Below are 24,057 nucleotides of genomic sequence, written 5' to 3'. Positions count from 1 at the left end.
GATATCCCCGGCATTTTAACGGAATTGACCATATGGTTAACAGCCGGGAGCCTGCAGAAAACGCCTGGGGCAAGAGAATCGCCTTGAATCGGGACAGCTGTGCGGCGGCCGCGGCAGAGCGGCAGTTTTATTGCCCCTGCAGTCCGCGCTTCAGGTCTTCCAGATTGAGCACCGGAATGATGTCGATCTCGGCGCTGAGACTTTGCATCAACGGTTCGTTGTAACGCGTCAGGTTGGCCTGATCGGTTTCCTCGAAGAAAAGCACGCCCGCGCGCATGCCATCCTTCATGTAGAAATAGGATTCATAGGCGCCCGTATCCTTGATCAGCTTTTCGATTGCGACTCCGATATCTCCTGCCGCTCCGGCCCTGTTGCCGGCATCTGTCGGGATCTTGAAAGTCATCATCAAACGCATTTTCAGTCTCCTGCAAAAAGGGGGCTGCCGGACCTGAAGGCCGGGCGCGGTGAAAAGGCATACGATCAGCAAATGTTGTCCACGTTAGGCGGACACCTCATTTAAGCAGACTTTGTAAAGGCAGCCTAGCGACGGCGAAGGAAAGGGATCAAAGCGGTCCCAGAGGAACGATCAGCGCGGGACCAGTTCCGGCTGGTCATTGGTGACGCAGTGAATGCCGCCACCGCCATCCGCAATCGACCAGGCATCGATCAGATAGACCTGTCGTCCCGGGAAATACCGGTTCAGGCGTTTCTCCAGGTCTCTGTCGTCCTTGGCCTCAAGTTCGCTCATGGCAACGACGTACCCGTCGCCGACCAGCCAGTTCACATCGCCCGGATACCATTCGACCTTGAAACCTGCGGCTTCAAGGTCCCTGGCCAGACGCAGCTCGGTTTCTTCCTCGGTATCTGCAATGGCAACGGTGGTGGCGTTGATGAACCGCGCAGCGCCGTCGATATGTCCGGTGGTCAGGTCGTCCGGGTGATGCCCATAGGACCAGATGATCTGGTTCAGGCCGAGAGCTTCCTTCAGGATCTGCTCGTGTTCTTCTCTGGTGAGGCCCGGATTGCGCTGATCCTGGCAATCCCAGTTGAGCATGGCGACGCCGGCGCCATTGACCTCAAGATTGCCTTTTTCCAGCACGTAGTCCGTCAGATCCTCGACCTCCAGGCCGAGCAGTTTGCCGACGTGAACGGGAACCTTGTTGTCCCGGCGATAGTCGGCGCCGGTCGTGCCGTCCCAACCGGTAAAGGCCCAGTTCTGGATCCAGGTTTCTTTGCCGTCCGTCAGATAGATCGGTCCGTTGTCGCGCATCCAGGCGTTGTCGACCGGGATCAGGTGCCAGCTGATATTGCTGTCGGAGACACCGCGCTTTTCCAGAAACGCGCGCGCAGCTTTCTGTTCCTTCTCCGAACTTGTCAGCAAGTTGAGCTTTTCGTGCTTCTGAACGGAACGAATGATGTCGGCAAATGCGGGACGCAGAGCTTTTTCATACTTGCCCGGCCATTGCATCCAGACGGCGGCCTGCGGTTCCCATTCCGCCGGCACCCGGTAATCTGTCGCCTCAGCCATGGAGGGTAACAGCAGGCCGGCAAGGGCGGTACCCAGGACAAAAGTTCTGAATGACGGCATCTGCTTTTCTCATTATTCCGATATCCGTTAACGCGCAACCACTTAAGCAAACCGGCAGTGGCAGACAAGTGGTGAATGCGGCGTTCGTTTCTTCAGATGCGTATCCAGAGAGTTTCTGACTACCTCGACAGCGCGGTCGGCCGTCGGTTTCCTGAAGCCGAGAACATCGCCATTTGCGGCAAAGCGGTCGGGGTTGATGGCCGAGGCCGTGGACGGCGTTCTCAAGCGAGCTTGCCCCGTCAGGAGCTCGCGTTGCTCGCGCTTATGTCTGGATCCCGGATCACGCGATGGCACTGACGCGCCACGCTGTCCGGAATGACCGAGAGTGGTACAAGCTGTGAATTCTTTACCTTCAAACCGTCATTCCGGACCAGTGAGGCGGAGCCGAGCGCCGATCCGGAATCCAGATATTCTTCGCGCAGTCAGCGCGGCTTTGCAAAATTCTGAAGATTCACTGACACCGAAATCCACAATGCGAGATTGTCACCGAATTGAATTATTAATTGTATCTGACCCGGCGACACGCGATGATTGATCCATGTCTGCGCACGTCTACATTCTCGCCTCTGATCGAAACGGCACTTTGTACATCGGAGTGACTTCGAACTTGTCGCGCAGGATCTACGAGCATCAAAATGGTCTGATAGCCGGATTTACCAAGACATACGACGTGGGCCGTCTCGTTTATGCGGAGGAATACGAACGCATCGATGAGGCGATTGCACGCGAAAAACAGCTTAAGAACTGGAAACGGGTGTGGAAAATCGACCTGATTGAGAACAGCAATCCGGAGTGGCGGGATCTGTGCGAGACCTTGTTATTCTGACGTGACTCTTCCGGTTTCATTTAGCGAAAGAGGAGCTCGCGTTGCTCGCGCTGACGTCTGGATTCCGGATCACGCGATGGCGCAGATGCGCCACGCTGTCCGGAATGACTGTAGGAAGGTGCAGGCAATGAGTTTTCTACCCTTCACAGCGTCATTCCGGACCAGTGAGGCGAAGCCGGGTGCCGATCCGGAATCCAGAAATATTCGCGTGAGGAGCGCACCATTGAAAATATTTGATCTTTTGCGGGGATTGGAGCTCGCGTTGCGCGCGCTTATGTCTGGATTCCGGATCACGCGACGGCACTGACGTGCCACTCTGTCCGGAATGACTGTGAGAAGGTGCAGGCAATGAGTTTTCTACCCTTCACAGCGTCATTCCGGACCAGTGAGGCGAAGCCGAGTGCCGATCCGGAATCCAGAAATCATTCGCGCGAAGAGCGCGACCATCTGCGCATGAAGACCACCCTCTAGTCTCCCATCTCGGCAATCGTCCAGCTGAGTGGCCAGCCTTCCGGCGGGCCGGTGATGCCGTCGCAGTTGGATTTTTCCAGATACTCGACCAGAACATATTGTCCGGACTCAGCCTCGAATTCGTGACGCTCAAAGGCGCCACAGTCGTAGTTGGGAGAATAGTAGGTCGTCCCGGTGATCTGACCGCTGTCCGGGTCATAGAAGAGATTGTTGACCAGGCTGTGATTGGGCTGGTTGAAGCTGGGCGGCGTTTCGAATTCGAAGGTCTCGTCATTGGCGGGGGCGAAAGGAACGTGCCAGGTGATGTAGTAGGGCACGTTGGCATCGGCCATGCTGCACGGAACCACCCAGAACTCCACATCGCCAACGGCGTGCAATTGTGCGCCGAAAGCAGGTACGGACTCCTGTAGTTCGCAATTGAGCGTTCGATAGCCGACCATCTGGACCTGATCGGGAATTTCACTGACGTCGTAAAACAGGCCGTTCGACGCACCTGGACTGCTGCCGATAACATCCTGCGACGGCATGACTGGCGGCGGCAAATCATTTGCGGGAGCTGCCGGAGCGGGTGCCGCCGATGCCGTGCTTTGAGAGGATTGCGCAGGTGTTGAAGAGCTTTTCGATGCTGATGGTGCTGAAGCGATGGTGACGGCCTTGTCAGACGGCAGGCCACCCCAGGCAACAATGGCATCCAGCCGGCCGATGCGTCCCTGTTCCTCGTCCATCTTCAAGAGGGCTTGGGTGAGGCCATTCAATGTGACCTTGTAAGTGAATGTGCCGGTTGTGCCGCCGAACTCGATCTGAACGGCGGCATCCTGGCCCATGCGCAATTTCTCGATCAGCTCGCGGTCCGACACACCGCCGAATGTCATCTCGTTGCCGGTGTAGATCCTGGAGGCTTTACCGAAATAGCCGTAGTTTTCTTCTTCCAGGCTTTCGATTTCGATCCGCGCCCGCATGCCGGTTTCGAGTGTCGTCTTCGGCCGGAAGGTCACATAAACCTGCGAACCCGGCTTTGCGCCCCGTTCGACCTTCAGCCGGAAAGCTTCGTCGTTGGAACCTTTGCCGGTGGTCTCGGCAACGCAGTAATTCTTGTCGTTGCACCGGACCGACCAGTCGCCGAAGCTGGTCGAGGCAAGCTCGGCCGATGCCGTTCCAACTGCAAGAAAAGACGTTCCGGCAGTGCAAAGAATTCGATAGATCACGTCAGCCCCCCGACTTCGCCATCATAGGTAATGGCCGTCTACCTGATCAGCATGACGGGAACGAAGGGGAAGTCAATCAGCAGGTATCAGGAAGACGCAGATTGAGAGCTTGTTGAGACACGTCATTCCGGACCAGCGAGGCGAAGCCGAGCGCCGATCCGGAACCTGCGCCCGGCTTGAACGGGTATCCAGATTTAATTCGCGCTGCAAGCGCGTCTATGGACAGTCCTAATTTTCGGTCGGATTCGGAGCTCGCTATGCTCGCACTCATGTCTGGATACCGGATCACGCGATGACGCAGATACGCCACGCCGTCCGGTATGACGGAGAAGCAACGTGCGTCGCGAAAACTTGTTCAGCTGAACAGAAATCTCAAACAATGGCCATCCCCGATGGGGGTCGGGGATGAACTCTCAGATGTCAGCAACGGCCAGTCAGATTTGCAAGGTGTCACCCCGGACTTGATCCGGGGTCTAGTCTTTTGCAGAGCGTGTGAGACTTTTACCGTCCCGGTCGCCCACTCTTTTTCGGCCTCCCGCGCCGTTTCTTCTCGTCCGCCGGATCTTCATAGGACCCTGCACCGATCTTGCCGCGGACAACCGGCTTGGCCGGATCGCTGTCCTGGCCGAGCGGGACTTCCGTGCGGCCGACGGTCATTTCGTCGAGTGTGTTCTTGCGGACTTTGCTTGACGGTGCAGGTAGATCTTCGCTCACGGTCGTATCGGCCTGACGGCCTGACCTCCGCGCTGGCGCACCATCAGGCGCGGCGCCTGTTCGGCTTGCGGGCGCGAGGCCCGAACTCTTTTCCCTGGCGGCACGGGCCTTGTCGGCAGCAGTCTGTTTTTTCTTGCCGCTGGCGCCTTCCTTGGTGCCGCCGGCGCCGAATTTCTTGTTGCCCTTGTAGCCGCCGGTCTTGGCGTCGACGTCGGACTGGCGGGCCATGGCGTCGTCGGCGACGGCAAGTTCGGTTTCCTGCAGGCGCTTGATTTCGTCGCGCAGGCGCGCCGCCGTTTCGAAGTCGAGATCGGCTGCGGCATCGCGCATCTGCTTTTCCAGATCCTCGATATGGGCCGCCAGATTGTGGCCGACGAGCGAACCTTCCTCGGCAAAGCCTGCGTCGACCGTGACATGGTCCTGCTCGTAGACGCTGTCGAGAATGTCGGCGATGTTGCGCTTGACGCTTTCCGGGGTGATGCCGTGTTCTTCGTTGTAGGCGAGCTGCTTTTCCCGGCGGCGGTTGGTTTCGGCAATCGCCCGCTCCATGGAGCCGGTCATGTTGTCCGCGTAAAGAATGACCTTGCCTTCAACGTTTCGGGCGGCGCGCCCGATGGTCTGGATCAGCGAGGTTTCAGAGCGCAGAAAGCCTTCCTTGTCGGCGTCCAGAATGGCGACCAGCGCGCATTCGGGAATGTCGAGGCCTTCGCGGAGCAGGTTGATGCCGACCAGCACGTCGAAGGCACCGAGCCGCAGGTCCCGTAGGATTTCAATACGTTCCAACGTGTCGATATCGGAGTGCATGTAGCGCACCCGCACGCCGTTTTCGTGCAGGTATTCGGTCAGGTCCTCCGCCATGCGCTTGGTGAGTGTCGTCACCAGCGTGCGATAGCCCTTCTGGGCAACTTCACGCACTTCGCCCAGCAGGTCGTCAACCTGGCTGGAGGCAGAGCGGATTTCCACAGGCGGATCGATCAGGCCGGTCGGGCGGATGACCTGTTCGGCGAAGACGCCGCCGGACTGGTCCATCTCCCACGAGCCGGGGGTCGCCGACACCGCGACGGATTGCGGCCGCATGGCGTTCCATTCCTCGAAGCGCAGCGGGCGGTTGTCCATGCAGGAGGGCAGGCGGAAGCCGTATTCGGCCAGCGTTGCCTTGCGGCGGAAGTCGCCCCGGTACATGGCGCCGATCTGCGGAATGGTGACGTGGCTTTCGTCGGCGAAAACCAGCGTATTGTCCGGCAGGTATTCGAACAGGGTGGGGGGCGGCTCGCCCGGTTTGCGGCCGGTGAGGTAACGCGAGTAGTTTTCGATGCCCTGGCAGGAGCCGGTCGCCTCCAGCATTTCCAGGTCGAACATGGTGCGCTGCTCGAGGCGCTGGGCTTCCAGCAGGCGGCCGTGGTTGTTCAGTTCCTCCAGCCGGTGCTTCAGCTCTTCCTTGATCGACTTGGTCGCCTGGTTCAGCGTTGGCTTCGGGGTCACATAGTGCGAGTTGGCGTAGATCTTGACGCTTTTCAGCTCGCCGGATTTCTTGCCGGTCAGCGGGTCGAACTCGGTGATGTTCTCGATTTCGTCACCGAACATGGAAATGCGCCAGGCACGGTCCTCATAGTGGGCGGGGAACAGCTCTATCGTGTCGCCTCGCACTCTGAATGTGCCGCGCTGGAAGGCCGCGTCGTTGCGCTTGTATTGCAGGGCCACCAGATCGGCGATCAGCTGCCGCTGGTCCATGCGCTCGCCGACCTCGATGGCGAAGGTCATGGCCGTATAGGTTTCGACCGAGCCGATACCGTAGATGCAGGACACCGACGCAACGATGATGACGTCGTCACGCTCCAGCAGGGCGCGGGTAGCCGAGTGGCGCATCCGGTCGATCTGCTCGTTGATCGAGCTTTCCTTCTCGATATAGGTGTCCGTGCGCGGGACATAGGCTTCGGGCTGGTAGTAGTCGTAGTAGGAGACGAAATATTCGACCGCGTTGTCCGGGAAGAAGGCCTTGAACTCGCCGTAGAGCTGCGCGGCCAGCGTCTTGTTCGGTGCCAGGATCAGCGCGGGGCGCTGCGTGCGCTGGATCACCTGCGCCATGGTGTAGGTCTTGCCCGAGCCGGTGACGCCGAGCAGCACCTGGGTCTGCTCTCCGGTCTCTATTCCTTCCACCAGTTCCGCGATCGCGGTTGGCTGGTCACCCTGCGGTTCGTATTCCGATTTCAGCACGATCTCGACGCCGCCTTCGGATTTTGGCGGCCGTTCCGGTCGATGCGGCACCCAGGCTTCGCCGTTCTTGTGTAGCGGATTGCCGGATTCGATCAGCGCCGACAGGGCCTCGACGGTTGCGGTTGCGCCCTGATTGCCGGTGAGCTCGCCGAACTTGCTTTCCTTTTTCTTCTTCTTGTTGTCTTTCTTGTGCTCTTTCAGCTTCTGCTCGAGCTTCTCCGCCTCTTCCAGCGTCATGTCGAGCCCGGCGACCGGGTTCAATCCACCTGCGGCGCGCTCCCTGACACTGTCAGCCTTGCCGATCGAGGTTCCACGTGCCGACTTCGTCGGCTTGTCCTTCTTTGCGCTCACGGTCGTACCGACCTTGCGGCCTGACCTTCGCGAAGACACGCCATCAGGCGCGGCGCCCGCCTGGGCTTGCGGGGCTTCGCCCCGTTCCGTTTTTCCCTTGCCCAATTTTTTCGGCGCAGGCTTTTCGGCCTCCTCGGCGATCTCCGCCGCCCAATCGCTGATCGAGCCGGACAGGGGCGTGCCGGAAAGGGGCTTTTGCGGCGCTTCGCCGAAGCCGTCTGGGGATGTCGTGTCGTCGGAACCGGATTTGGTGGGGCGCTTGCTCATGCTGCGCAATATGGTCCGGTTCCCCGCGCGAGGGAAGGGGGCTGTTGCGGCTTTGTTCCACTTTTTGCCACTTCCTGTCAGTCTCCTGACACAAGGTTGTCAGGAGGAGCTGTCAGGATAGGAGGACAGGAGAACGGGTGCCGGTCAGGCGCTTCGGCGTTCGTTTCCTGAAGGCGCGTCGAGTGCCTGCGGTTCCATGCGGTACAGATCCTCGATGCAGACGGCCATGCTGCGACCGCTTTCCTTCGCGTGGTAAAGCGCCCGGTCGGCAAGGCTCAACAGGTGGTTGGCGGTGTCGGCATGTTTCGGGGCCTTGGCCCAGCCGATGCTGACGCCGATATGGGCGAGGCCGCCCGAAACGGGGATCGGCTTTGCAGCGGCCTCCACCAGCTCGTCGCAGAGCCAGCGCAGATAGTCGTCATCGACACGTCCCGTCAGCAGTGCCATGAACTCGTCACCGCCGGTGCGCGCAACCAGCGCGTGGTCGGCTAGCAGGGAGCGCAGGCGGTGTGCAACCTGTCGGATGACCATGTCACCTGCCTCATGGCCGAATGTGTCGTTAACGGCCTTGAAGCGGTCAAGGTCGATGGCCAGCACCGCGCAGGGCGTGTCGTGGCAGACCCGGATCGACTTTTCGAAAGCGTCGTGGAAGTGTGTCCGGTTGGCAAGGCCCGTCATGAGATCATGGGTAGCCATCTGCCGATTGAGGTTCTCGCTTTCCTCAAGCGCGTGGGACTTCGCGGCGAGCTTGCGGGCAAACACCGCGCCGACGGCAACGAAGCCCAGGATCAGTGCGGCAGCGATGGGGCCGATGGCGTCGCGGATCTTGCTGCCCGGCGCTTCACTGGTCCATTCAAAATAGCCGATTGGCGCATGTCCGTGCACGGCGACCGGGACACTGGCCTCATGATGGTCGCTACCGGCCACATAGATGAAATCCTGCAGGAGCAGTGTCGTCCCGATTTCCTCAAGGAATGCCTCGCCGATGAGGGCAACGGAGATGATGACGCCCGGAGGTCCGTCCGGCAGCGACAAGGTGTCGGATTCCGGCACGATGGCCATGGCACTGACCAGGGCAGGATTGCCGGCAACGTCGCGCACGTCGGTGGCATAGATCGGAGCGAGTTCGCCTTTTTCAACGTATTTGACCTTGTAGCCATCGGCCGCCGGACGGCGCACGGCCTGATAGCCGAGGCGGGCCTTGGCGACCAGATCCCGGGTCGCGTCCAGGATTTCCTGGCCTGCGGCTACCGGCACGATCTCGTCCTCGGCGGCGACCAGGATCAGATCGTTCTTGCTGTCAACGATCAGCGTCCAGTCGTGGTGGAAATCGAGCCACATCTGGCGGGCGATCTCATGGGCGAATTCGCTGTCAATCCGATCGTCGATTTGCACTTCTCTGGCAGTCTTGTCATTGATGGCGATGAATGTCTGGTGACGCGCTTCCAGTTCAAGGCTGTGATCCAGCGCTTCCGTAACCAGGGCCCTTTCATGGCGCAGTGCCAGTTGGTCGGCGCTGTGCGTGGTGCTGAAAAACAGATAGACCATCGCGAATACGCCACCGACCAGCAGCATGGAAATCGAGGCATAGGCCAGCTGACGCAGGCGCAATTTCGGCACCATCCCGCCTTTTGTCCTGTTCGTTGACCCCTGGTGCTGCTCTTTTGCAACCATTCCCCGTGCTCCCCAGCGACTTCATTTGCCCACAATACTTGTCGGAGCTGGTGAAAATGCGGTTTGCACGACTGGAATTGGGGCCGCATTCGCGAAACGGGGTTAATGACGGGTTAGTCGGAATGTGACGAGTTGAAGCAATCGGCAGGTGAGGTGGACAGAACAGGGGCAGCACCCAAGCCAGGCATTCCGTTTCCCTGCCGGTCAACCACCAGGTCCGTCAGAATTCCGGTCGTGAATGCGCGGACACAAAAGTGGCGGGTTTGTAAGTTGACGTAACGCTCGGATGTGGCGCCATGGCGCACCGATCAAGGTTGATTTAGAAAGTTTGGAGACGTGCCGATGTTGCTCGATCGCAGACAATTGATGAATCTGTCCGTAGCTGGAGCTGCCGGTTTGCTTCTGCCCGGCTCGAAAGCATTTGCAAAAGACGAGATGGCAACGGGCTTTCTGGATCATTTCTCGGCTCAGGGATTCGAAGCGCTCGAACCGCTCGGTCTACTGACCGACTTCGGGTTTAACGGTGGACTGCGTTTCGATGATACGCGTCCAACTTATCCGGACGGGCCGTCTGCCTGTGTTCAACCTGCCTGCCGGATTGATGATATCAGCAAGGCTGGCGAACCCGGCGTTCTGGCGCTCTTCAACATCATGGTGGTCAATATGCCGGATCCGTCCAGATCCGGAGACGTTGCCGAATGGCTGATTGAATTTGCCATCGAGAAAGGGGAGCTTGATCCGGAACAGCTCGTGTTCGTGTCCACCGACCTGTTCGAACCGTATCTGAACGACAGCGCGCTGCTGCAGAAAGGCCGGTTTATCCGTCGGGATCTGAATGATGCGATGTCCGCCGGTGACGGGTCAGGTTACTTTGCACCTGCCGGACATCCGCAAACGCCGGGCTTCCCGACGGCCGGCATCTATTACCCGTCAAACAGCGGCACGAGCGGAGAGCTGAGCTATCCCCTGCCGGATTATCTGGAGATTGGTGAGATCGCTCTCGCGGACAGGCAGGCCGCAAGACCGGGACCGGTCGGCGGCGGCTTCGGCCTGGAACGCCTCATGATGGCATCCGGCAAACCGGCCCCGGATTTCACCGAGAGCCGGGTCGCGTTTCTGGAGATGGCAAGGAAAGAAGCCGAGCAGAGCGGCAAGAGGTTGCCACCAGGGTATGAGGCCTATGCGAAGTTCTAGGACTGGGCCTCACTCTCCCCGCGGATACCGTTGGCTTTCTTCGACTTCGTTCAGGTCCATGTGGTTGCGCATGTAGCGTTCCGAGGCTTTCTGCAGCGGCTGGTAGTCCCAGGGGAAATAGGCGCCGTTGCGCAGGGCTTCGTAGACAATCCAGCGGCGGGCCTGGGACTGGCGAACCTCGGCGTCGAAGGTCGCCATGTTCCACCCGGTGCGCACGGCCTGCGCAAAGCGGGCACTCACGTCTGCATAATCGGGGTCGTCGGCGAGGTTGGTCAGTTCGTTCGGATCGCTTTCCAAGTTGAAAAGCTGAGGTGGATCGAGTTCGCAATGAATGTATTTCCACTCGCCTTCCCGAATGCCGACAAGCGGCGCATAGGAGGCTTCCGCGGCATATTCCATGAGCACAGGGCTTGTGCGTTCCTTGCCGATCGCGAGCGGGATCAGACTCTCTCCGTCGGTCCAGGGCATGATCTCGCTCATGTCGATCCCGGCGAGATCACAGACTGTCGGCAATACATCCAGCGTGCTGACGGGCGTTGAGACTTTCTCCGGTGTCAGGCTCTTGTCGCAAATCATCAACGGCACACGGGACGATCCCTCGAAGAAGGTCATCTTGAACCAGAGGCCGCGCTCACCGAGCATGTCACCGTGATCGGATACGAACAGAATGGTCGTGTCTTCGGCCAGGTCCATGGCTTCGAGGGCATGCAGGATTTCGCCGACCTTGTCATCGAGATAGGTAATGTTGGCAAAATAGGCGCGGCGCGAGCGGCGAATGTCCTCTTCGGTGATGGTAAAGTTGCGCCAGTCATTGGCATCGAAGATGCGCTTGGAATGCGGGTCATGGTCTTCGTAGGCCATGGCCGGAACCTCCGGCAGCAGATGGTCGCAATCCTCGTAGAGGTCCCAGTATTTCTTGCGGGCGACATAGGGATCATGGGGATGGGTGAAGCTGACAGTCAGACAAAAGGGACGATCATATTTGCCCCGGCCGTAGTCGTAGATCTTGCGCACGGCCTGGAAGGCGACGTCGTCGTCATATTCCATCTGGTTTGAAATTTCGGCGACGCCTGCTCCGGTGACCGATCCCATATTGTGGTACCACCAGTCGATGCGCTCACCCGGCTTGCGATAGTCAGGCGTCCAGCCGAAGTCCGCCGGATAGATATCGGTGGTCAGGCGCTCCTCGAAACCGTGCATCTGATCGGGGCCGACGAAGTGCATCTTGCCGGACAGACATGTGGTGTAGCCGGCACGGCGCAGGTGGTGTGCGTAGGTCGGAATGTCGGAGGCGAATTCTGCGGCATTGTCATAGACGCCAGTGCGGCGCGGCAGCTGTCCGGACATGAAGCTTGCACGACCCGGCGCGCAAAGCGGCGAGGCGGTATAGGAGTTTTGAAAACGTACCGACCGTTCTGCCAGCTTTTTCAGATTGGGTGCATGCAGGAAGTCCGCAGGACCATCCGGAAACAGTGTTCCGTTCAACTGGTCAACCATCAGGATCAGGATGTTCTTGCGGTCCATAGGTGATTTCCTCCCAAACATGATGCGCAATTTTCAGTTTTCATGATGCGGCTTTTTGGATTGATCGATCAATCAATATCGACGTGATTGTCGGGATTTACGCCAGCAGGGGCGAATTCGAACAAATTACACTTGACCTGGAGTGCGCTCCAACCGGTAGGTGAAGGAAATCGTCCTGTTCGGAGACAGACATGCGAATTGGTGATCTTGCGGAAAAGTCGGGGCTTTCCACCGACACGCTACGATACTACGAGAAAATCGGGCTGCTGCCAAAGGCCTTGCGCGATGCGGGTGGGCGAAGGGTCTATGACCAGACCATCTTGCGTTGGATCGCGTTTCTGGATCGGCTCAAAGCGACCGGAATGGGGATCAAGGACCGGCTGCGATATGCGGACCTGCGGACGAAGGGCGGAGCGTCGCTCACCGAACGAAGGGAAATGCTTGAGATCCATCGGCAGAAGGTTCGCGAAGACGTAACACGGCTTACCGAGATGCTGTCTGTGCTGGACGAAAAGATCGATCTCTACAGAAGGTTGGAGGCAGGCGAACCTGTCGACCCGGCCTTCGAAAGCTGTGCCCGGACCGAACACGGCGCCCAGCCAGTCCTGAAAGGGCAGACAAATGAGCGAAGCACTCAAGCGGGGACGCGCACTGACGCAAAGTCTTAATCCGGATCTGGAAGCCGTGTTGACAGAACGGTACGGCGATCTGATTCCGGATTTTGCAGAGAGCCTGATCGAGTGGGCCTATGGCCGGCATTATGCGCGGCAGGGGCTGGATCTGAAAACGCGACAGCTGTGCACCATTGCCGCCCTGACCGTGCTGGGCGGCCAAACAGCACCGCAGTTGAAAGTAAACATTGAACACACGCTGGCCGCTGGCGCCAGCCGGACGGAGGTCGTTGAAGCGATCTGGCAGATGGCGGTTTACGGCGGCTTGCCTGCGGCGATCAACGGTTTGAATGCAACGCGTGATGTTTTTGATCAGCAGGACTTGCCAACATAGTTTCGGGGCGGTTTTCGGCGAAATTCCAGCCAGTGGCGAACCTGTCGCCACTGGCGTTCAAGTGTGCACGAGCAATGAAAATCAGCGAAGGATTGTCATCGGCCGGCTCTGACGTGATCAGTTGACGCCGATGCGCATACCGTCGAACCGGTTGCCGAAGGTGCGGGCCGGCTTGGCGTCATTGGCCAGCGGGTTTTGTCCCTTGGCAAAGGACTGGCCGGTAAATTGACCGGTTACACTTTGGAACTGGCCGTCGACTTCATCGGAGAAAGTCAGGTCATAGACAATTTGCGTGGCTCCGTCGTCGCCGGTCTCGATTTCAGGGTGGTTGAAATCGATGATTGTCGCGCGTGCGCTGTCCGGCCCGGTCATCTTCCAGGATCCGAGACCGGATGTGTATCCGCGAACTTGCTGTCCCTGGCTTATGAGACTGACTGTACCACCGGGTTTGAGCGCAAGCACCCGCTGGCTGGTATTGGGCTGCACCAGCAGATAGGTGCCTTCGATAGCAGTGTTGTCACTGTTGGCGGCAAGCGCGACCGGGGCGGCAACCAGCGAACCCGCCATCAGGGCGGCAGGAACCAGAGTTTTCATCATTTGCAAGTTCTCCCTATGCGTTTGTCTTGTCCCATTTCGGGACGACTAGACAGGAGATGGGGATGAAAAGCAGCGGAGAACAGGCGGAGGGACCTTAAACTTTCGACAGGTTTGAACGGGGTGAAAGCAAAGTGTCAGGTCGAGGCCTACCACCCGCCGAGCGGTCTGAAGACGAAATAGACCATCAGGGTGCAAACAGCGATCCCGCAAAGATTGAGCCAGATACCGGCCTTTGCCATGTCGAGGATTTTCAGGTCCGGATTGGAAAAGACGATCGCATTCGGTGCTGTCGCCACCGGCATCATGAAGGACATGTTCGCCGCAAGGGCCGCCGGGACAGCAAGCAACAACGGGGTCAGGTCGAAACCGACAGCCACTGCAGAGACAACGGGGAGGATTGTTGCGGCGGAAGCCGGGTTCGACATGATTTCGGTCAGGAACACCATCATTGTCGTGACCAGAAGCACCATGGCAAAGACGGCGATGTCGAGACCGGATACCTGTTCGCCAATCCAGTCCGCCAGTCCGGTGATCTGGAACGCCAGAGCCACGGCCAGGCCGCCACCGATGAGGATCAGCACGTTCCATGGCAGGCCTGCTGCCGTCTTCCAGTCGAGGGCGAATTCCGTCATGTCCGAGTTTACCGGCCAGGCAAAGAGCAGCAGCGCCGCGACCAGTGCCACGGTCGTATCGGTGATCGGCAGCCCGGTGAGATGCGAAATCTGATCGCCGAAGATCCAGCCGACCCCGGCAAGAAAGAAAACGATTGCGACCGTTCTTTCCGCCCGGCTCATTGGTGGCAGTTTGCCGTGTTCACTCCTTACAGCTTCTGCCAGATCGCTGCCTTCAATGTTTTCGGACGGATAGAGCATAACGGCCAGCAGGAGCCAGGCGAGAACCAGCATCACCAGAGTGACCGGCAGCCCGATCAGAAGCCAGTCGGCAAATTCGACCACGATGCCGTACTCACCATAAAGGATCGTTGCCAATAGCGCGTTGACCGGCGAACCGATCAATGTTGCCATTCCGCCTATGGACGCGCTGTAGGCGACTGCGAGCATGAGGCCGACGGAAAACCGCTTCAAGGCATCCGGCTTTGCCGATTTCGCCTTGATGAAGTCCACAACGGAAAGCGCCACTGCATACATCATGATCGTTGCCGCGGTGTTGGTGATCCACATGGAGAGGAATGCGGTTGCCACCATGAAGCCGAGCGTGAGTTCCCGCGGCCGTGTCCCGACGCGGGAGACGATCGTCAGGGCAATGCGCCGGTGCAGACCGACGGATTCAATTGCCATGGCCAGCATGAAGCCGCCCAGAAACAGGAAAATGAGCGGGTGGCCGTATGCCCGGGTGACGGTGCCGACATCGGCAATGCCTGAGAGCGGCATCACGATTACCGGCAGCAGTGCCGTGGCTGCAAGTGGCAGGATTTCACTCAGCCACCAGGCCACCATCCAGCAGAGTAGCGCAAGCAACGCCCAGGCTTCGGCGGACATGCCTTCCGGAGCGGGCAGGAAACGGATCAGCGTGTAAAGAACCGGACCGGAAAAGAGCGCAATCAGCGTGCGCGCGGGAGAAGCTGAAGGCCGGTCTTTGACGCTCTGCATGCCAGTGGATCTCCCGGCCTCAATCTCAAAAACAAACAACTTTTCTGTATGACCTGAAGCCTAAAGGGCTGCTGCAAAAGCCTCAAGTCCCGTTCAATCAACTCCGATTGCTCAGATCTTCAACCATTCGCCGCCTCGAGACCGGTGAAGCTTAGGTCGCTCCGACGAAGCGCCAACGCGATTATACTTTTTCGATCTGGTGTGATTTCCTGACGCGATCTGTCGACAGAGAACCTGTGTTTTGAGGATGTCGTCATCCTCTTCGAGCCAAGGGGGCAATCGATGCGAGCTTTGCTCATTGGGGGAGCGCTGCTGATCCTGCTGCTCATGCCCATTCAGGACTTACAAGCAGGCGGCAAACCGAACCACATCGATTTCGCCATGTGGTTTCAGTCAGACATTCGTGACACGCCCGAATGCGACCTGACCTATCAGGATGGCCGATACGATTTCGGTCCGAATATCACCAACCCGGCCATGTCCTGCCCGGATGCCTTTGCCTGGAAGCTGTTCACCCGGGTTGTCCGGTCGGAGTTTTGGGAAAACTGGAGCAGTGACCGGCAGGCCTGGCCGTCGGATCCCTGGCCAAGGTGTCTGCCGGGCAGCTCCAACGAGAACTGTTGCGCTAAACTCGAAGGATCGAACGATGATGAACCGGCACATTGTCCGGTCTTTCCAGGCGATGTTGCCGGGGTGCCGAAGCATGTGCTCGAAACACCGTCCAAGGCAAGAAGATTGCCGATGGCAGCGGCGTCCGAAGCGCAGGGAAATGTTCAATCGGAAACGTGGGGCAGGGTGCCCGACAGTCTGAAGGCCGTTGTGATCGGGGACCTGCAGAAAGAGCTGGTCTACCGAAACCGGCACATGATGAACTACATCTTCGACAGGCAGATGTATCATGTTGACGGTCTGAAGGCGATTTACCAGACACACACCAAAAAGCTTGGTGCCTATGCTCCTTACAGGCCGAAAATTCTTGATCCGAACGCCGAATTCACCACACCTCGAGTTCCGGCAATCGTCGAATTTCCGATCAGATCGATTGTCGTCAAGGCGAACTGGTTGTCCTTGGAAAACGCGCGAAAGATCGGACTTGATCCTGATGATCCGCAGCAGCCATTTATTAAGATGGACCTGATTTCGATGAATGGCGGCACCGCTATCAGGAAGGTCGAGCCGCACATCCTGGTGGCCTTTCACATCGTTTCCAAAGACCTGCCGAACTGGTTCTGGTCGACCTTCGAACATGCTGCCAATCCGGGACGGTGCGACTTCACGGGCTGCAACGACAGCTTTGGCTTCGCCAGTACAACTTTGCCGCAAACAGACGACACAGATCTTCAAACGGCGGCGGCCAATTTCATTCCGCCGCATCAGATGAAGGAAGTTGGGAGCGATGAGACGGCAATGTTCGATCTGGCGAAGTCCTATGCCGGTGAGGACCGGATGAGACCGGCTCTTGATAACCTTCTGACGGCGCTACAGATCGCAACGGCCAGTGAGGATAACGTGTCCGGTTTGCCCGGTCCCCGGGACAAGGCCTGGCGGTCCTACAGGCTGAAGGGCACTCAGACTGATTTCGTGTCAGCAACGGGCAGGTCAACGCTGCTTGGCAACTCGGTCACGGAAGCCGGGTTGGTCAACAGTTCATCCTGCATTTCGTGTCACGCCCGTGCGGCCATAGATCAGCGCGGCCTCGTGCCGTTCGGCATGCGGATCAATCGCCTGAACGCTGCCGGAATATCTGAAAGTGCCGCTGGCACACCGGAAGAAGGATGGTTTTACGTCAACGCCTACTATGGTGTGAACGGCGAGGAACAGGCAACGGAAGTGCGGGCCGTTCAGTCGGACTTTGTATTTGGAATACGCAATGCCTGCCCGATGAGTGAAACGACCATCGGGCCTTCTCGGTGTGTGAATGTGACGAAGTGAATGAGCGCCCGGAGACCTCTTACGGGTCTCCGCAACGCTTTTCAGTCGCCAAAGCAGAAGGTTTGAATTCGACGCCTGAAAGGGAAGGGGCAGCTTATGCGGCTGCCACATCCTGCAGGAAGCGGTCGATCCGGCCGGTCACTTCATTCAGTTGCCGGGTGGCTGCATCGGTGATGTCCTCGACTTCCCGTGCGGACTGACTGGTTTCGCTGGAACCTTTGGAAAGATCGCCGATGTTATCGGTCACGCTGCTGGTCTGCGCCGCGGCCTGGGACACGCCGGTTGAGATTTCTGCAGTGGCAGCGGCTTGCTGTTCTACCGAAGCGGCCATGGCAGCTGCCGTTTCATTGACATCTTCCATCATGCCCATAATCGCGCTGATCGCCTGAACTGCGGCATCTGTGGAAGACTGGATTTCCGAAACCTGGCTGGAAATCTCGTCGGTTGCCTTGGCGGTCTGACCGGCGAGTGACTTTACTTCCGAAGCAACAACGGCGAAGCCCTTGCCGGCTTCACCGGCGCGGGCTGCCTCGATGGTAGCGTTGAGGGCCAGCAGGTTGGTCTGCTCGGCAATGTCCTGAATGAGCTGGACGACGGCACCGATTTTCTCCGCAGCGGCTGAAAGTCCCTTGACCTGATCGTTGGACGTTCGGGTCGCGCCTGTTGCTTCCTCGACCCGGTGCAGCGTGTCGGTGACCTGGCGGCCGACCTCCTGCACCGAAGCGCTGAGCTCTTCCGTCGCTGCAGCAATTGTCTGCACATTGTCGCTGGCCTGCGTTGAAGCGGTGCTGACTTCCTCGCTCTTGCCGCTCGTGTTCCGGGCGATGCCTGACAGCAATTCCGCAGTCTGATCGAGCTGCTGCATGTTGCCTGTGACCGTTGAAAGGGCGGTTTCAATGTCGTCGCGGAACTCGGCGACCAGCGCATCAACTGTTTGCTGGCGTTTGCGAACCTCTTCCTGTCCTGCCCGGGTCTGTTCTTCGAGCCGCAGGCGTTCCTGTTCGCGGTCTGCAAAGGTGCCGACGGCCTTTGCCATGTGGCCGATTTCGTCTCTGCGATGCGCTGCCGGCAAGGACAGGTCGGTATCACCGTCCTTCAGCTTGAGCATCGCGGCGGTCAGCCCTCTGATAGGGCGAACGATGGCCGCCGACAGCAGAACAACGAAGGCAATCCCCAGCATCAGGGCGAGAACCAGGGTCAGGATGATCTGCGTCTGGGCGGCACCCGCGCTCGTGACGGCAGTTTCACCTGCACTCGTGCTGATGTTCGCTGCCTGGTCCGTCAACTCCGCCGCGGCCTTTGCAAAAGCCTGTTCACTGCTCAACAGGGCGGCGGTTGTCGACTTAACTTTGGCAAAAGTGGCGTCAAGCTGGGGCAGTGTTTCGTTGCCAGCGGCAACGAGGGTCTTCAGCGGACCATCCAGCAAATCAGTCATGGCCTTGTCGGAGCTGTGTTTGGCAGCGGCCAAACGGATCTCTTCCAGGCTGTTCAATTCCATTTGTGCATCGGTCAGGTAAACCTGAAAGGCTTCAGCTGAGGCCTCGGAAGAAATGTTCAGGTAGTCCGCATAGGCACTGCGGATGCCAAGCACGTTGCGCGCAACACTCTGAGTGTAATTCGACAGCAATGCGAGGTCAGCTGTTGCGCGATCATATTGCTTCAATTCCTGCGTCAGTTCCTTGATCGGTTGCTCCGCAGCCTCGACAATTTCGATAGCGAGACCGGCAAGACCTTGAACCGCGGGTTGGAAATCGCTTCCGGATTCCGAATTTGGGCCTGACTTCAGGTGTGCCTTGATCAATTTCTCAAATGCTTTGGAACTCTTGGTCAGTTTCTTGACATTCGCCTTGATCGCATCGGTCTTCACGGCCCGCCGGACAGCCTTGGCATCCTTGTCCAGAGCCTTGACGCGATCGCTGAGTTTCTTGGCGGACGCCTTGTCAGGGGCCGCGGCGAAGGCTGCGGCTTCCTGTTCCAGCACGATGGCTGCCACACGCATATTGCTCAATCGGGGAGAGACCTGCGACAACTTCGTCATCTTGCCTTCGTTGTTGATCGCATGCACCGACCGGTAGGAGGCAAGTGCCTTGTAGTCCGTAAACGCCTTGTTGGTGGTCTCGACCAGAGTGGCGGTCAGGCCGTCGAGCTCGGCGACGGCAACGTCCCTGTTACCTCGGTTTTGGGTCAGGTCACTGAAGTTGGCGTCCAGATCGGTGACGATCGACGTCAGCGCTTGCGCAACTTGGGGGCGTTCTTCAGCCAATTGGCCGGTTTCCGAAGAAATCAGCGCAATATCGGCCTGCACCGCGTCCGCGTCGCCGGCATTTCCTTCGCGGCTGAATTTCTGGGCGTGTGTCAGAAGTTGGGGAACTCCTCCAAGAAGTTCGTTCGCGGTTTTTGCGACCGTTACAGAGTTCTGAACCCGCGATGCGGCGATCAGACCGCTCGCTCCGACGCCGATCGCGCACAGCAGCATTACGGCAAAGCCGATCCGCAACTGAGTTTTTATCGACCAGTCAAAGAAGAACCGTTGCCGCTGAGGGCGCTCGACGTCCTGTTGGCTGATAGAGTACTCAGATGCGTTTTTCCCGGAAGAAAGAAATGGGAACTTCATTATACGGCTCCGAACCAGCGTTGTTCGGAGCACAGTGCCTGCAAATATTTAAAAAGAGCCAAATGATATTAGTTTTGAGCAGGATTTTTTCATCTTGTTGTCAGAACAACCAGTTAAACTGAAAATGTCTGCGCTCGCGGCACAAGGCGAGCTGCTCTCTCCGGTGCCGATGTTCCCATTCAGCCTGAGTCACGACGGGAAAACGCCGTTGCTCAAGAATGAGATGAGATTTCCTTCCGATCGGAATGGCCGAGTTCCTTGTCGGGCCAAAGAAGGTCTCTGAGCCGCTGTTTCAGAACCTTGGCTTCCGGAAAGCCGCCGTCCTGTTTCCGGTCCCAGATCAGCTTGCCGTCGCAGGTAATGGTGAAAGTTCCGCCTGTTCCAGGCACAAGGGTGACCGCTCCTGCTTCTTCAGAGAAGGTGGTCAGGATTTCCTGCGCCATCCAGGCAGAACGAAGCAGCCAATTGCATTGGCGGCAGTAGGTGATGATGATATGGGGCGAGGGGACGTTGGTCATGGCGTCTCACCTTATCCTTTCAAGACGTGATTGCATCCGCTTGTGCCACATTCCGATACGCAAAAACCAGAAGACTTGTATCCCGACGTTGGTCAGGCATTTCAGATGCATGATCGGCTGCCGCACATTTGTGGTGGACTGAGGCGGGTGTCGCCGCATGCCGGCCTGACAAATCGGGTCTATAGACTTGAGGCCGACAAGGGGGCTTTCTTTCTGCGCCTGCCGCGTGAAGAGACGGCAGGTATGATTGATCGAAATGCCGAAGCGCAGAATCTCAAGAGCGCGGCAGAAATCAGTGTGGCCCTGCCACCGTTGTTCTGCGACCCCGAAACCGGAGTTCTGCTGACACGTGCCGTCGATGAAGTTGACTGTTCTCCAGCGGACATGGCTCGCCAACTCGGACAAGCGTTGGGGCAATTGCATGCCTCCGGTCTGACGTTTTCCGGACGACTGGAACCTGATGACGTCTATCGGGCGCAACGGCACTCTCTTTCAATCTCACCTCGCTGCCGGCAGGAAATGCTGCTTCTCGACAGTGCCCTCGAAAAGATGAGGACCATACCCGCCTTCGTGTCGGCAAAGCGACTGGTGCCGAGCCATGGCGACCTGTCACCCGGAAACTGTCTGGTCACTGCAGAAAAGTTCTGGCTGATCGATTGGGAGTATTCCGGCATGTCCGAGCCTACGTGGGATCTTGCCTATGCGGTTCTCGAACATGGTTTTTCGGAAGAGCAGGAAGCTGAATTGCTGAATGCATATTGCGCTAGCGGGGCTATGGATTTCCGTCCTTCTGAAGAACAATTGCAGATTATGAAATCAAAGTGCGATGCCGTTTCGGCTGCGTGGGCGTTGGAGCAATTGATGAAGGGTCGGGATGAAATGACTTTCTTGCCTTTCGCACGCGCGCGGATCGAAAGGGCGCTGCACAGACTCGATAGCGTTGAAAGAAGGCGATCTAGTCGGTGACCGGATTCCACTCAGGGTCGGCCAGGCATTGGGCGTATCTCGTGTTCATTTGAGCGCGTAGCGACTGGTTCGTGGGGTCATCGTTGAGAGCCGTCCAGACATCGTCAGCCTTGAGACGATCAATTGTGCAACTGCATGCCGCGTTGCAGATGTCGGGAGCGCCGAGATTGTCCTGACAGGCCACGGAGCAGTTGCGGATAAAGGCTGTCGCCGCCCTGTCGACGTCCGGACCGAGCAAGGTCGCCGTCCAGACGAGACTGAAGAGAACCGGTTGGTGCAGCAGATAAACCACAAGCGAGTGCCGGCCAATGAACCTCGTTGAGCGGCCGGCACGTCCGGCAAAACTCCAATTGCTGAGTTTCTCCCAGACATTGAACTTACGGAAAGCCTCGGAAAGAGCGAGGCCTGCGAGCGTGACGCCTGCCCATGGTGCAACCGGAACATAATCAACGCTGCCGTAGTCGGGTGTTCCAAGGCCTGTCCAGAGCCAGAACTGGCCATTGAAGAAATAGGAACTGGCCCACAATGGTAGCGTCAGAACGAAAACAGAGGCTGCGAAGGTCAGCCATAAAGGTGCGCGCGTGAAAGGAATGGCAATCAGGCTTGCCGCAGCGATGGAATGCAAAATGCCGAAGCGGACAAAACTGTTTCCGAAGGCAAAATAGGTAACGAGAGAAATTGCGGCGGCGGCGGCGACAATAACTGCAAAGCGGCGCCAGAAGGCGTGCCAGCGGATGCCTTTGTGATGCGCCAGATCAAGGCTCACACCGGCCAGAAACAGAAAGCTGCCGGCAATGGAGGCGGCAAAACTGCGCCAGCCAACCCCCAGCGTCACGGGCCAATCAACAAATCCGAACCACGAGAGATCCCAGGAGAAATGGTAGATGGCCATGGCAACAACGGCGAGGCCGCGGGCAAGGTCAAGCACGGCCAATCGTGTTGTTTGCATAAGCACGCTTTCCAGAAATGGTTACTGCCCGAGTGCTACAAGCTCAGGTTCATTTCATCAAGCTGTGGAGACGAATTCTGTCGGAGGAAGGATCAACTACTGAAGGTAACGACAAGTGTCGTGAAAAGTGCCGCTATTGCCAGCATGGCACCTACATATGGCCAAGGAGAAGGCCGATGGACGGTAAACACGTCATGGTTCGCCGGATCCTGCCACATACCAATTTTCCCTCTGTCCCACCATCAGGTGTCACGACAGTGCTGTAACAAGTAGGCAACGGAAAGATGGTAAATGAAATCTAAACCGGTTTTCCCAAGAAAACTGCCAAGTTGTGGAGTAACCGGCAAAGTATTCTTTTGTATATTGACCGAGTGAAGCCCTTGTAAATTCTACCGAAATACCCGGACTTGTTGTGCCTTGCGACAAAACCCCGCTTTCAGCGCCCACTTCCTGCCCAATTTTGATCAAGAAAAACGCAAACCATGGCAGGCCGGATTGCGGTCAGAACCGGCACGGGCAAATCAGTCAGACGCCGAAAGATCGAAGGTTTCATCAGGGAAAAACTTCTCCAGACGAACGTCTGCCGTGCGCGCATGACCCTCCATCCCCTCTAGCCGGGAGATGCGGGCTGTCGCTTCTGCAACGGGCCTGGCCCCCTCTCGCGTGGAGCGCTGCCAGGTGACCGTCTTCATGTATTTGTGGACGGAAAGTCCCCCGGTATATCGCGCGGCTCCCGAGGTCGGCAGAACGTGATTGGGGCCAGCCGCCTTGTCTCCAAAGGCAACGGTTGTCTCTTCTCCCAGGAACAGTGATCCGTAGGAGCGAAGCCGCCCCAACCACCAGGGCAGGTCAGCGGCCTGGATATGCAAGTGCTCGGGGCTGTAGCTGTCGCAGACCTGCGCCATCTCTTCCCGGTTCGAACACAGGATGACTTCACCGAGTTCCCGCCAGGCGGCTTCGGCATTTTTTGCATTGGTCTCGGGTAGGCTGGCAACGATGTCTGGAATGAGCGCCATGACCCTTTCAGCAAGGTCGCGGTCATCGGTAACCAGCCAGACGGGAGAATTGTATCCGTGCTCCGCCTGTCCGGCGAGGTCCCAAGCGACCAGATATGGATCCGCAGTGCTGTCTGCGGCGACGAGCGAGTCCGTTGGGCCCGCAAACATGTCGATACCGACCCGTCCAAAGAGGATGCGTTTGGCTTCGGCGACAAACTGGTTGCCCGGGCCGACGAGAATAACCGCTTTCGGAAGGCCGAAGAGACCGAATGCCATGGAGGCAACGCCCTGAACTCCACCCATGTTCAGGATCGTGTCTGCACCGCAAAGCTTCATCGTGAACAGGATGGCGGGCGGAATGCCGACGTCCGGTCTGGGGGGAGAGCAGGCGGTGATGTGGCCGACACCGGCAACCTTCGCCGTGGTGATCGTCATGATGGCTGAGGCTATGTGGCTGTATCGACCGCCCGGTACGTAGCAGCCGGCAGATGAAACCGGCAGATGTTTCTGACCGGCAAAGAAACCCGGTTGAACTTCCAGTTCGCAGTCGGAGATCGTCGCCTTCTGTGCTTCGGCGAACCGTCGAACATTGTCATGCGCGAAACGGATGTCGTCCTTCAGCTTCTCCGGGACCGATCTTTCGGCGGCCTCCAGTTCTGATGATGTGACCAGGACCGGTCCATTCCATCTGTCGAATTCGGACGCATATCTGATAGCGGCTTCGTCCCCGTGTGTTTCGATCTCGGACAACATTTTTTCGACCGTGTCACGAACGTTCGACTGACTGCTCTCGGCGCCTGGCGCGGCCTTCTTCAAGTATTCGATGCTCATGGTCGTTGT

General features: G+C 58.1%; 19 protein-coding genes. 7 read left to right on the top strand and 12 right to left on the bottom strand.

Features of this window, described 5'->3' with window-relative positions; all coding sequences use genetic code 11:
• Positions 1-127: 127 nt before the first annotated feature.
• Both ABLQ08_RS08370 and ABLQ08_RS08365 read right to left on the bottom strand, forming a co-directional pair.
• Positions 128-415 (bottom strand): hypothetical protein, encoded by a 288-nt coding sequence (locus ABLQ08_RS08370; protein WP_352940707.1) that lies wholly within the window; start codon positions 413-415, stop codon positions 128-130.
• Between the two features lie 171 nt (positions 416-586).
• Positions 587-1,588: an agmatine deiminase family protein gene (locus ABLQ08_RS08365; protein ID WP_352940706.1), complete on the bottom strand. Its 1,002-nt coding sequence runs from the start codon at positions 1,586-1,588 to the stop codon at positions 587-589.
• 538 nt (positions 1,589-2,126) lie between these two features.
• Between ABLQ08_RS08365 and ABLQ08_RS08360 the strand changes: the two genes are divergently transcribed.
• Together ABLQ08_RS08360 and ABLQ08_RS08355 are read left to right on the top strand one after the other, a co-directional pair.
• Complete coding sequence (locus tag ABLQ08_RS08360; protein ID WP_352940705.1) at positions 2,127-2,414, top strand: GIY-YIG nuclease family protein; 288 nt, start codon at positions 2,127-2,129, stop codon at positions 2,412-2,414.
• A gap of 348 nt (positions 2,415-2,762) precedes the next feature.
• Complete coding sequence (locus ABLQ08_RS08355; protein ID WP_352940704.1) at positions 2,763-2,885, top strand: hypothetical protein; 123 nt, start codon at positions 2,763-2,765, stop codon at positions 2,883-2,885.
• On the opposite strand, the gene ABLQ08_RS08350 is transcribed toward ABLQ08_RS08355, so the two are convergent.
• The 3 genes from ABLQ08_RS08350 to ABLQ08_RS08340 form a co-directional block, all read right to left on the bottom strand.
• Positions 2,882-4,090: a DUF1176 domain-containing protein gene (locus ABLQ08_RS08350; RefSeq protein ID WP_352940703.1), complete on the bottom strand. Its 1,209-nt coding sequence runs from the start codon at positions 4,088-4,090 to the stop codon at positions 2,882-2,884. The two genes, ABLQ08_RS08355 and ABLQ08_RS08350, sit on opposite strands and share 4 nt — an antisense overlap.
• 501 nt (positions 4,091-4,591) lie before the next feature.
• The gene (uvrB, locus tag ABLQ08_RS08345) at positions 4,592-7,636 is read right to left on the bottom strand and encodes an excinuclease ABC subunit UvrB (RefSeq protein WP_352940702.1); all 3,045 of its coding nucleotides are present in this window, start codon (positions 7,634-7,636) and stop codon (positions 4,592-4,594) included.
• A gap of 144 nt (positions 7,637-7,780) precedes the next feature.
• Positions 7,781-9,310 (bottom strand): diguanylate cyclase domain-containing protein, encoded by a 1,530-nt coding sequence (locus tag ABLQ08_RS08340; protein WP_352940701.1) that lies wholly within the window; start codon positions 9,308-9,310, stop codon positions 7,781-7,783.
• A gap of 342 nt (positions 9,311-9,652) precedes the next feature.
• Here ABLQ08_RS08340 and ABLQ08_RS08335 point away from each other — a divergent pair, with 342 nt between their 5' ends.
• Complete coding sequence (locus ABLQ08_RS08335) at positions 9,653-10,504, top strand: hypothetical protein (protein WP_352940700.1); 852 nt, start codon at positions 9,653-9,655, stop codon at positions 10,502-10,504.
• A 9-nt stretch (positions 10,505-10,513) separates the two neighbouring features.
• Here the strand turns inward: ABLQ08_RS08335 and betC are convergent, their stop codons facing one another.
• Complete coding sequence (gene betC, locus ABLQ08_RS08330; protein ID WP_352940699.1) at positions 10,514-12,028, bottom strand: choline-sulfatase; 1,515 nt, start codon at positions 12,026-12,028, stop codon at positions 10,514-10,516.
• 191 nt (positions 12,029-12,219) lie between these two features.
• On the opposite strand from betC, the gene ABLQ08_RS08325 reads away from it, so the two are divergent.
• Positions 12,220-12,696 (top strand): MerR family transcriptional regulator, encoded by a 477-nt coding sequence (locus ABLQ08_RS08325; RefSeq protein ID WP_352940698.1) that lies wholly within the window; start codon positions 12,220-12,222, stop codon positions 12,694-12,696.
• Positions 12,650-13,033 carry a carboxymuconolactone decarboxylase family protein gene (locus ABLQ08_RS08320; RefSeq protein WP_352940697.1) on the top strand — a complete coding sequence of 128 codons (384 nt, stop codon included), beginning with the start codon at positions 12,650-12,652 and terminating at the stop codon, positions 13,031-13,033. The genes ABLQ08_RS08325 and ABLQ08_RS08320 overlap by 47 nt, the downstream gene beginning before the upstream one ends.
• A 117-nt stretch (positions 13,034-13,150) precedes the next feature.
• Here the strand turns inward: ABLQ08_RS08320 and ABLQ08_RS08315 are convergent, their stop codons facing one another.
• Positions 13,151-13,630, bottom strand: a complete 480-nt coding sequence (locus ABLQ08_RS08315) for a hypothetical protein (protein WP_352940696.1) — start codon at positions 13,628-13,630, stop codon at positions 13,151-13,153.
• A gap of 146 nt (positions 13,631-13,776) precedes the next feature.
• Entirely contained in the window at positions 13,777-15,240 is a 1,464-nt protein-coding gene (locus ABLQ08_RS08310; protein WP_352940695.1) for an SLC13 family permease, read from the bottom strand.
• Between the two features lie 282 nt (positions 15,241-15,522).
• On the opposite strand from ABLQ08_RS08310, the gene ABLQ08_RS08305 reads away from it, so the two are divergent.
• Positions 15,523-17,172 carry a hypothetical protein gene (locus ABLQ08_RS08305; RefSeq protein WP_352940694.1) on the top strand — a complete coding sequence of 550 codons (1,650 nt, stop codon included), beginning with the start codon at positions 15,523-15,525 and terminating at the stop codon, positions 17,170-17,172.
• 94 nt (positions 17,173-17,266) lie between these two features.
• Here the strand turns inward: ABLQ08_RS08305 and ABLQ08_RS08300 are convergent, their stop codons facing one another.
• Together ABLQ08_RS08300 and ABLQ08_RS08295 are read right to left on the bottom strand one after the other, a co-directional pair.
• Entirely contained in the window at positions 17,267-19,786 is a 2,520-nt protein-coding gene (locus ABLQ08_RS08300) for a methyl-accepting chemotaxis protein (RefSeq protein WP_352940693.1), read from the bottom strand.
• A gap of 212 nt (positions 19,787-19,998) precedes the next feature.
• Positions 19,999-20,304, bottom strand: coding sequence for a SelT/SelW/SelH family protein (locus tag ABLQ08_RS08295; protein WP_352940692.1), 306 nt, complete (start codon positions 20,302-20,304; stop codon positions 19,999-20,001).
• Between the two features lie 105 nt (positions 20,305-20,409).
• On the opposite strand from ABLQ08_RS08295, the gene ABLQ08_RS08290 reads away from it, so the two are divergent.
• Positions 20,410-21,270 (top strand): choline/ethanolamine kinase family protein, encoded by an 861-nt coding sequence (locus ABLQ08_RS08290; protein ID WP_352940691.1) that lies wholly within the window; start codon positions 20,410-20,412, stop codon positions 21,268-21,270.
• Here the strand turns inward: ABLQ08_RS08290 and ABLQ08_RS08285 are convergent.
• Positions 21,260-22,219: a heparan-alpha-glucosaminide N-acetyltransferase gene (locus ABLQ08_RS08285; RefSeq protein ID WP_352940690.1), complete on the bottom strand. Its 960-nt coding sequence runs from the start codon at positions 22,217-22,219 to the stop codon at positions 21,260-21,262. The genes ABLQ08_RS08290 and ABLQ08_RS08285 overlap by 11 nt on opposite strands.
• Before the next feature lie 521 nt (positions 22,220-22,740).
• The gene (gene hisD, locus ABLQ08_RS08280) at positions 22,741-24,048 is read right to left on the bottom strand and encodes a histidinol dehydrogenase (protein ID WP_352940689.1); all 1,308 of its coding nucleotides are present in this window, start codon (positions 24,046-24,048) and stop codon (positions 22,741-22,743) included.
• Between the last annotated feature and the right edge of the window lie 9 nt (positions 24,049-24,057).

This window comes from Roseibium sp. SCP14 (assembly GCF_040329475.1).
Classification (GTDB): Bacteria; Pseudomonadota; Alphaproteobacteria; order Rhizobiales; family Stappiaceae; genus Roseibium.
The sequence above is the reverse complement of the archived record's forward strand: the minus strand, read 5'-3'. Positions and strand labels throughout refer to the sequence as shown.

What these genes read in the sequence shown, in the direction of transcription:
- ABLQ08_RS08340 (WP_352940701.1), bottom strand. Translation starts at nt 9,310, where the DNA reads ATGGTTGCAAAAGAGCAGCACCAGGGGTCAACGAACAGGACAAAAGGC.
- ABLQ08_RS08285 (WP_352940690.1), bottom strand. Translation starts at nt 22,219, where the DNA reads ATGCAAACAACACGATTGGCCGTGCTTGACCTTGCCCGCGGCCTCGCC.
- hisD (WP_352940689.1), bottom strand. Translation starts at nt 24,048, where the DNA reads ATGAGCATCGAATACTTGAAGAAGGCCGCGCCAGGCGCCGAGAGCAGT.
- ABLQ08_RS08365 (WP_352940706.1), bottom strand. Translation starts at nt 1,588, where the DNA reads ATGCCGTCATTCAGAACTTTTGTCCTGGGTACCGCCCTTGCCGGCCTG.
- ABLQ08_RS08305 (WP_352940694.1), top strand. Translation starts at nt 15,523, where the DNA reads ATGCGAGCTTTGCTCATTGGGGGAGCGCTGCTGATCCTGCTGCTCATG.
- ABLQ08_RS08310 (WP_352940695.1), bottom strand. Translation starts at nt 15,240, where the DNA reads ATGCAGAGCGTCAAAGACCGGCCTTCAGCTTCTCCCGCGCGCACGCTG.
- uvrB (WP_352940702.1), bottom strand. Translation starts at nt 7,636, where the DNA reads ATGAGCAAGCGCCCCACCAAATCCGGTTCCGACGACACGACATCCCCA.
- ABLQ08_RS08295 (WP_352940692.1), bottom strand. Translation starts at nt 20,304, where the DNA reads ATGACCAACGTCCCCTCGCCCCATATCATCATCACCTACTGCCGCCAA.
- ABLQ08_RS08335 (WP_352940700.1), top strand. Translation starts at nt 9,653, where the DNA reads ATGTTGCTCGATCGCAGACAATTGATGAATCTGTCCGTAGCTGGAGCT.
- ABLQ08_RS08315 (WP_352940696.1), bottom strand. Translation starts at nt 13,630, where the DNA reads ATGATGAAAACTCTGGTTCCTGCCGCCCTGATGGCGGGTTCGCTGGTT.
- ABLQ08_RS08320 (WP_352940697.1), top strand. Translation starts at nt 12,650, where the DNA reads ATGAGCGAAGCACTCAAGCGGGGACGCGCACTGACGCAAAGTCTTAAT.
- ABLQ08_RS08300 (WP_352940693.1), bottom strand. Translation starts at nt 19,786, where the DNA reads ATGAAGTTCCCATTTCTTTCTTCCGGGAAAAACGCATCTGAGTACTCT.
- ABLQ08_RS08290 (WP_352940691.1), top strand. Translation starts at nt 20,410, where the DNA reads ATGCATGATCGGCTGCCGCACATTTGTGGTGGACTGAGGCGGGTGTCG.
- betC (WP_352940699.1), bottom strand. Translation starts at nt 12,028, where the DNA reads ATGGACCGCAAGAACATCCTGATCCTGATGGTTGACCAGTTGAACGGA.
- ABLQ08_RS08325 (WP_352940698.1), top strand. Translation starts at nt 12,220, where the DNA reads ATGCGAATTGGTGATCTTGCGGAAAAGTCGGGGCTTTCCACCGACACG.
- ABLQ08_RS08370 (WP_352940707.1), bottom strand. Translation starts at nt 415, where the DNA reads ATGCGTTTGATGATGACTTTCAAGATCCCGACAGATGCCGGCAACAGG.
- ABLQ08_RS08360 (WP_352940705.1), top strand. Translation starts at nt 2,127, where the DNA reads ATGTCTGCGCACGTCTACATTCTCGCCTCTGATCGAAACGGCACTTTG.
- ABLQ08_RS08355 (WP_352940704.1), top strand. Translation starts at nt 2,763, where the DNA reads ATGAGTTTTCTACCCTTCACAGCGTCATTCCGGACCAGTGAGGCGAAG.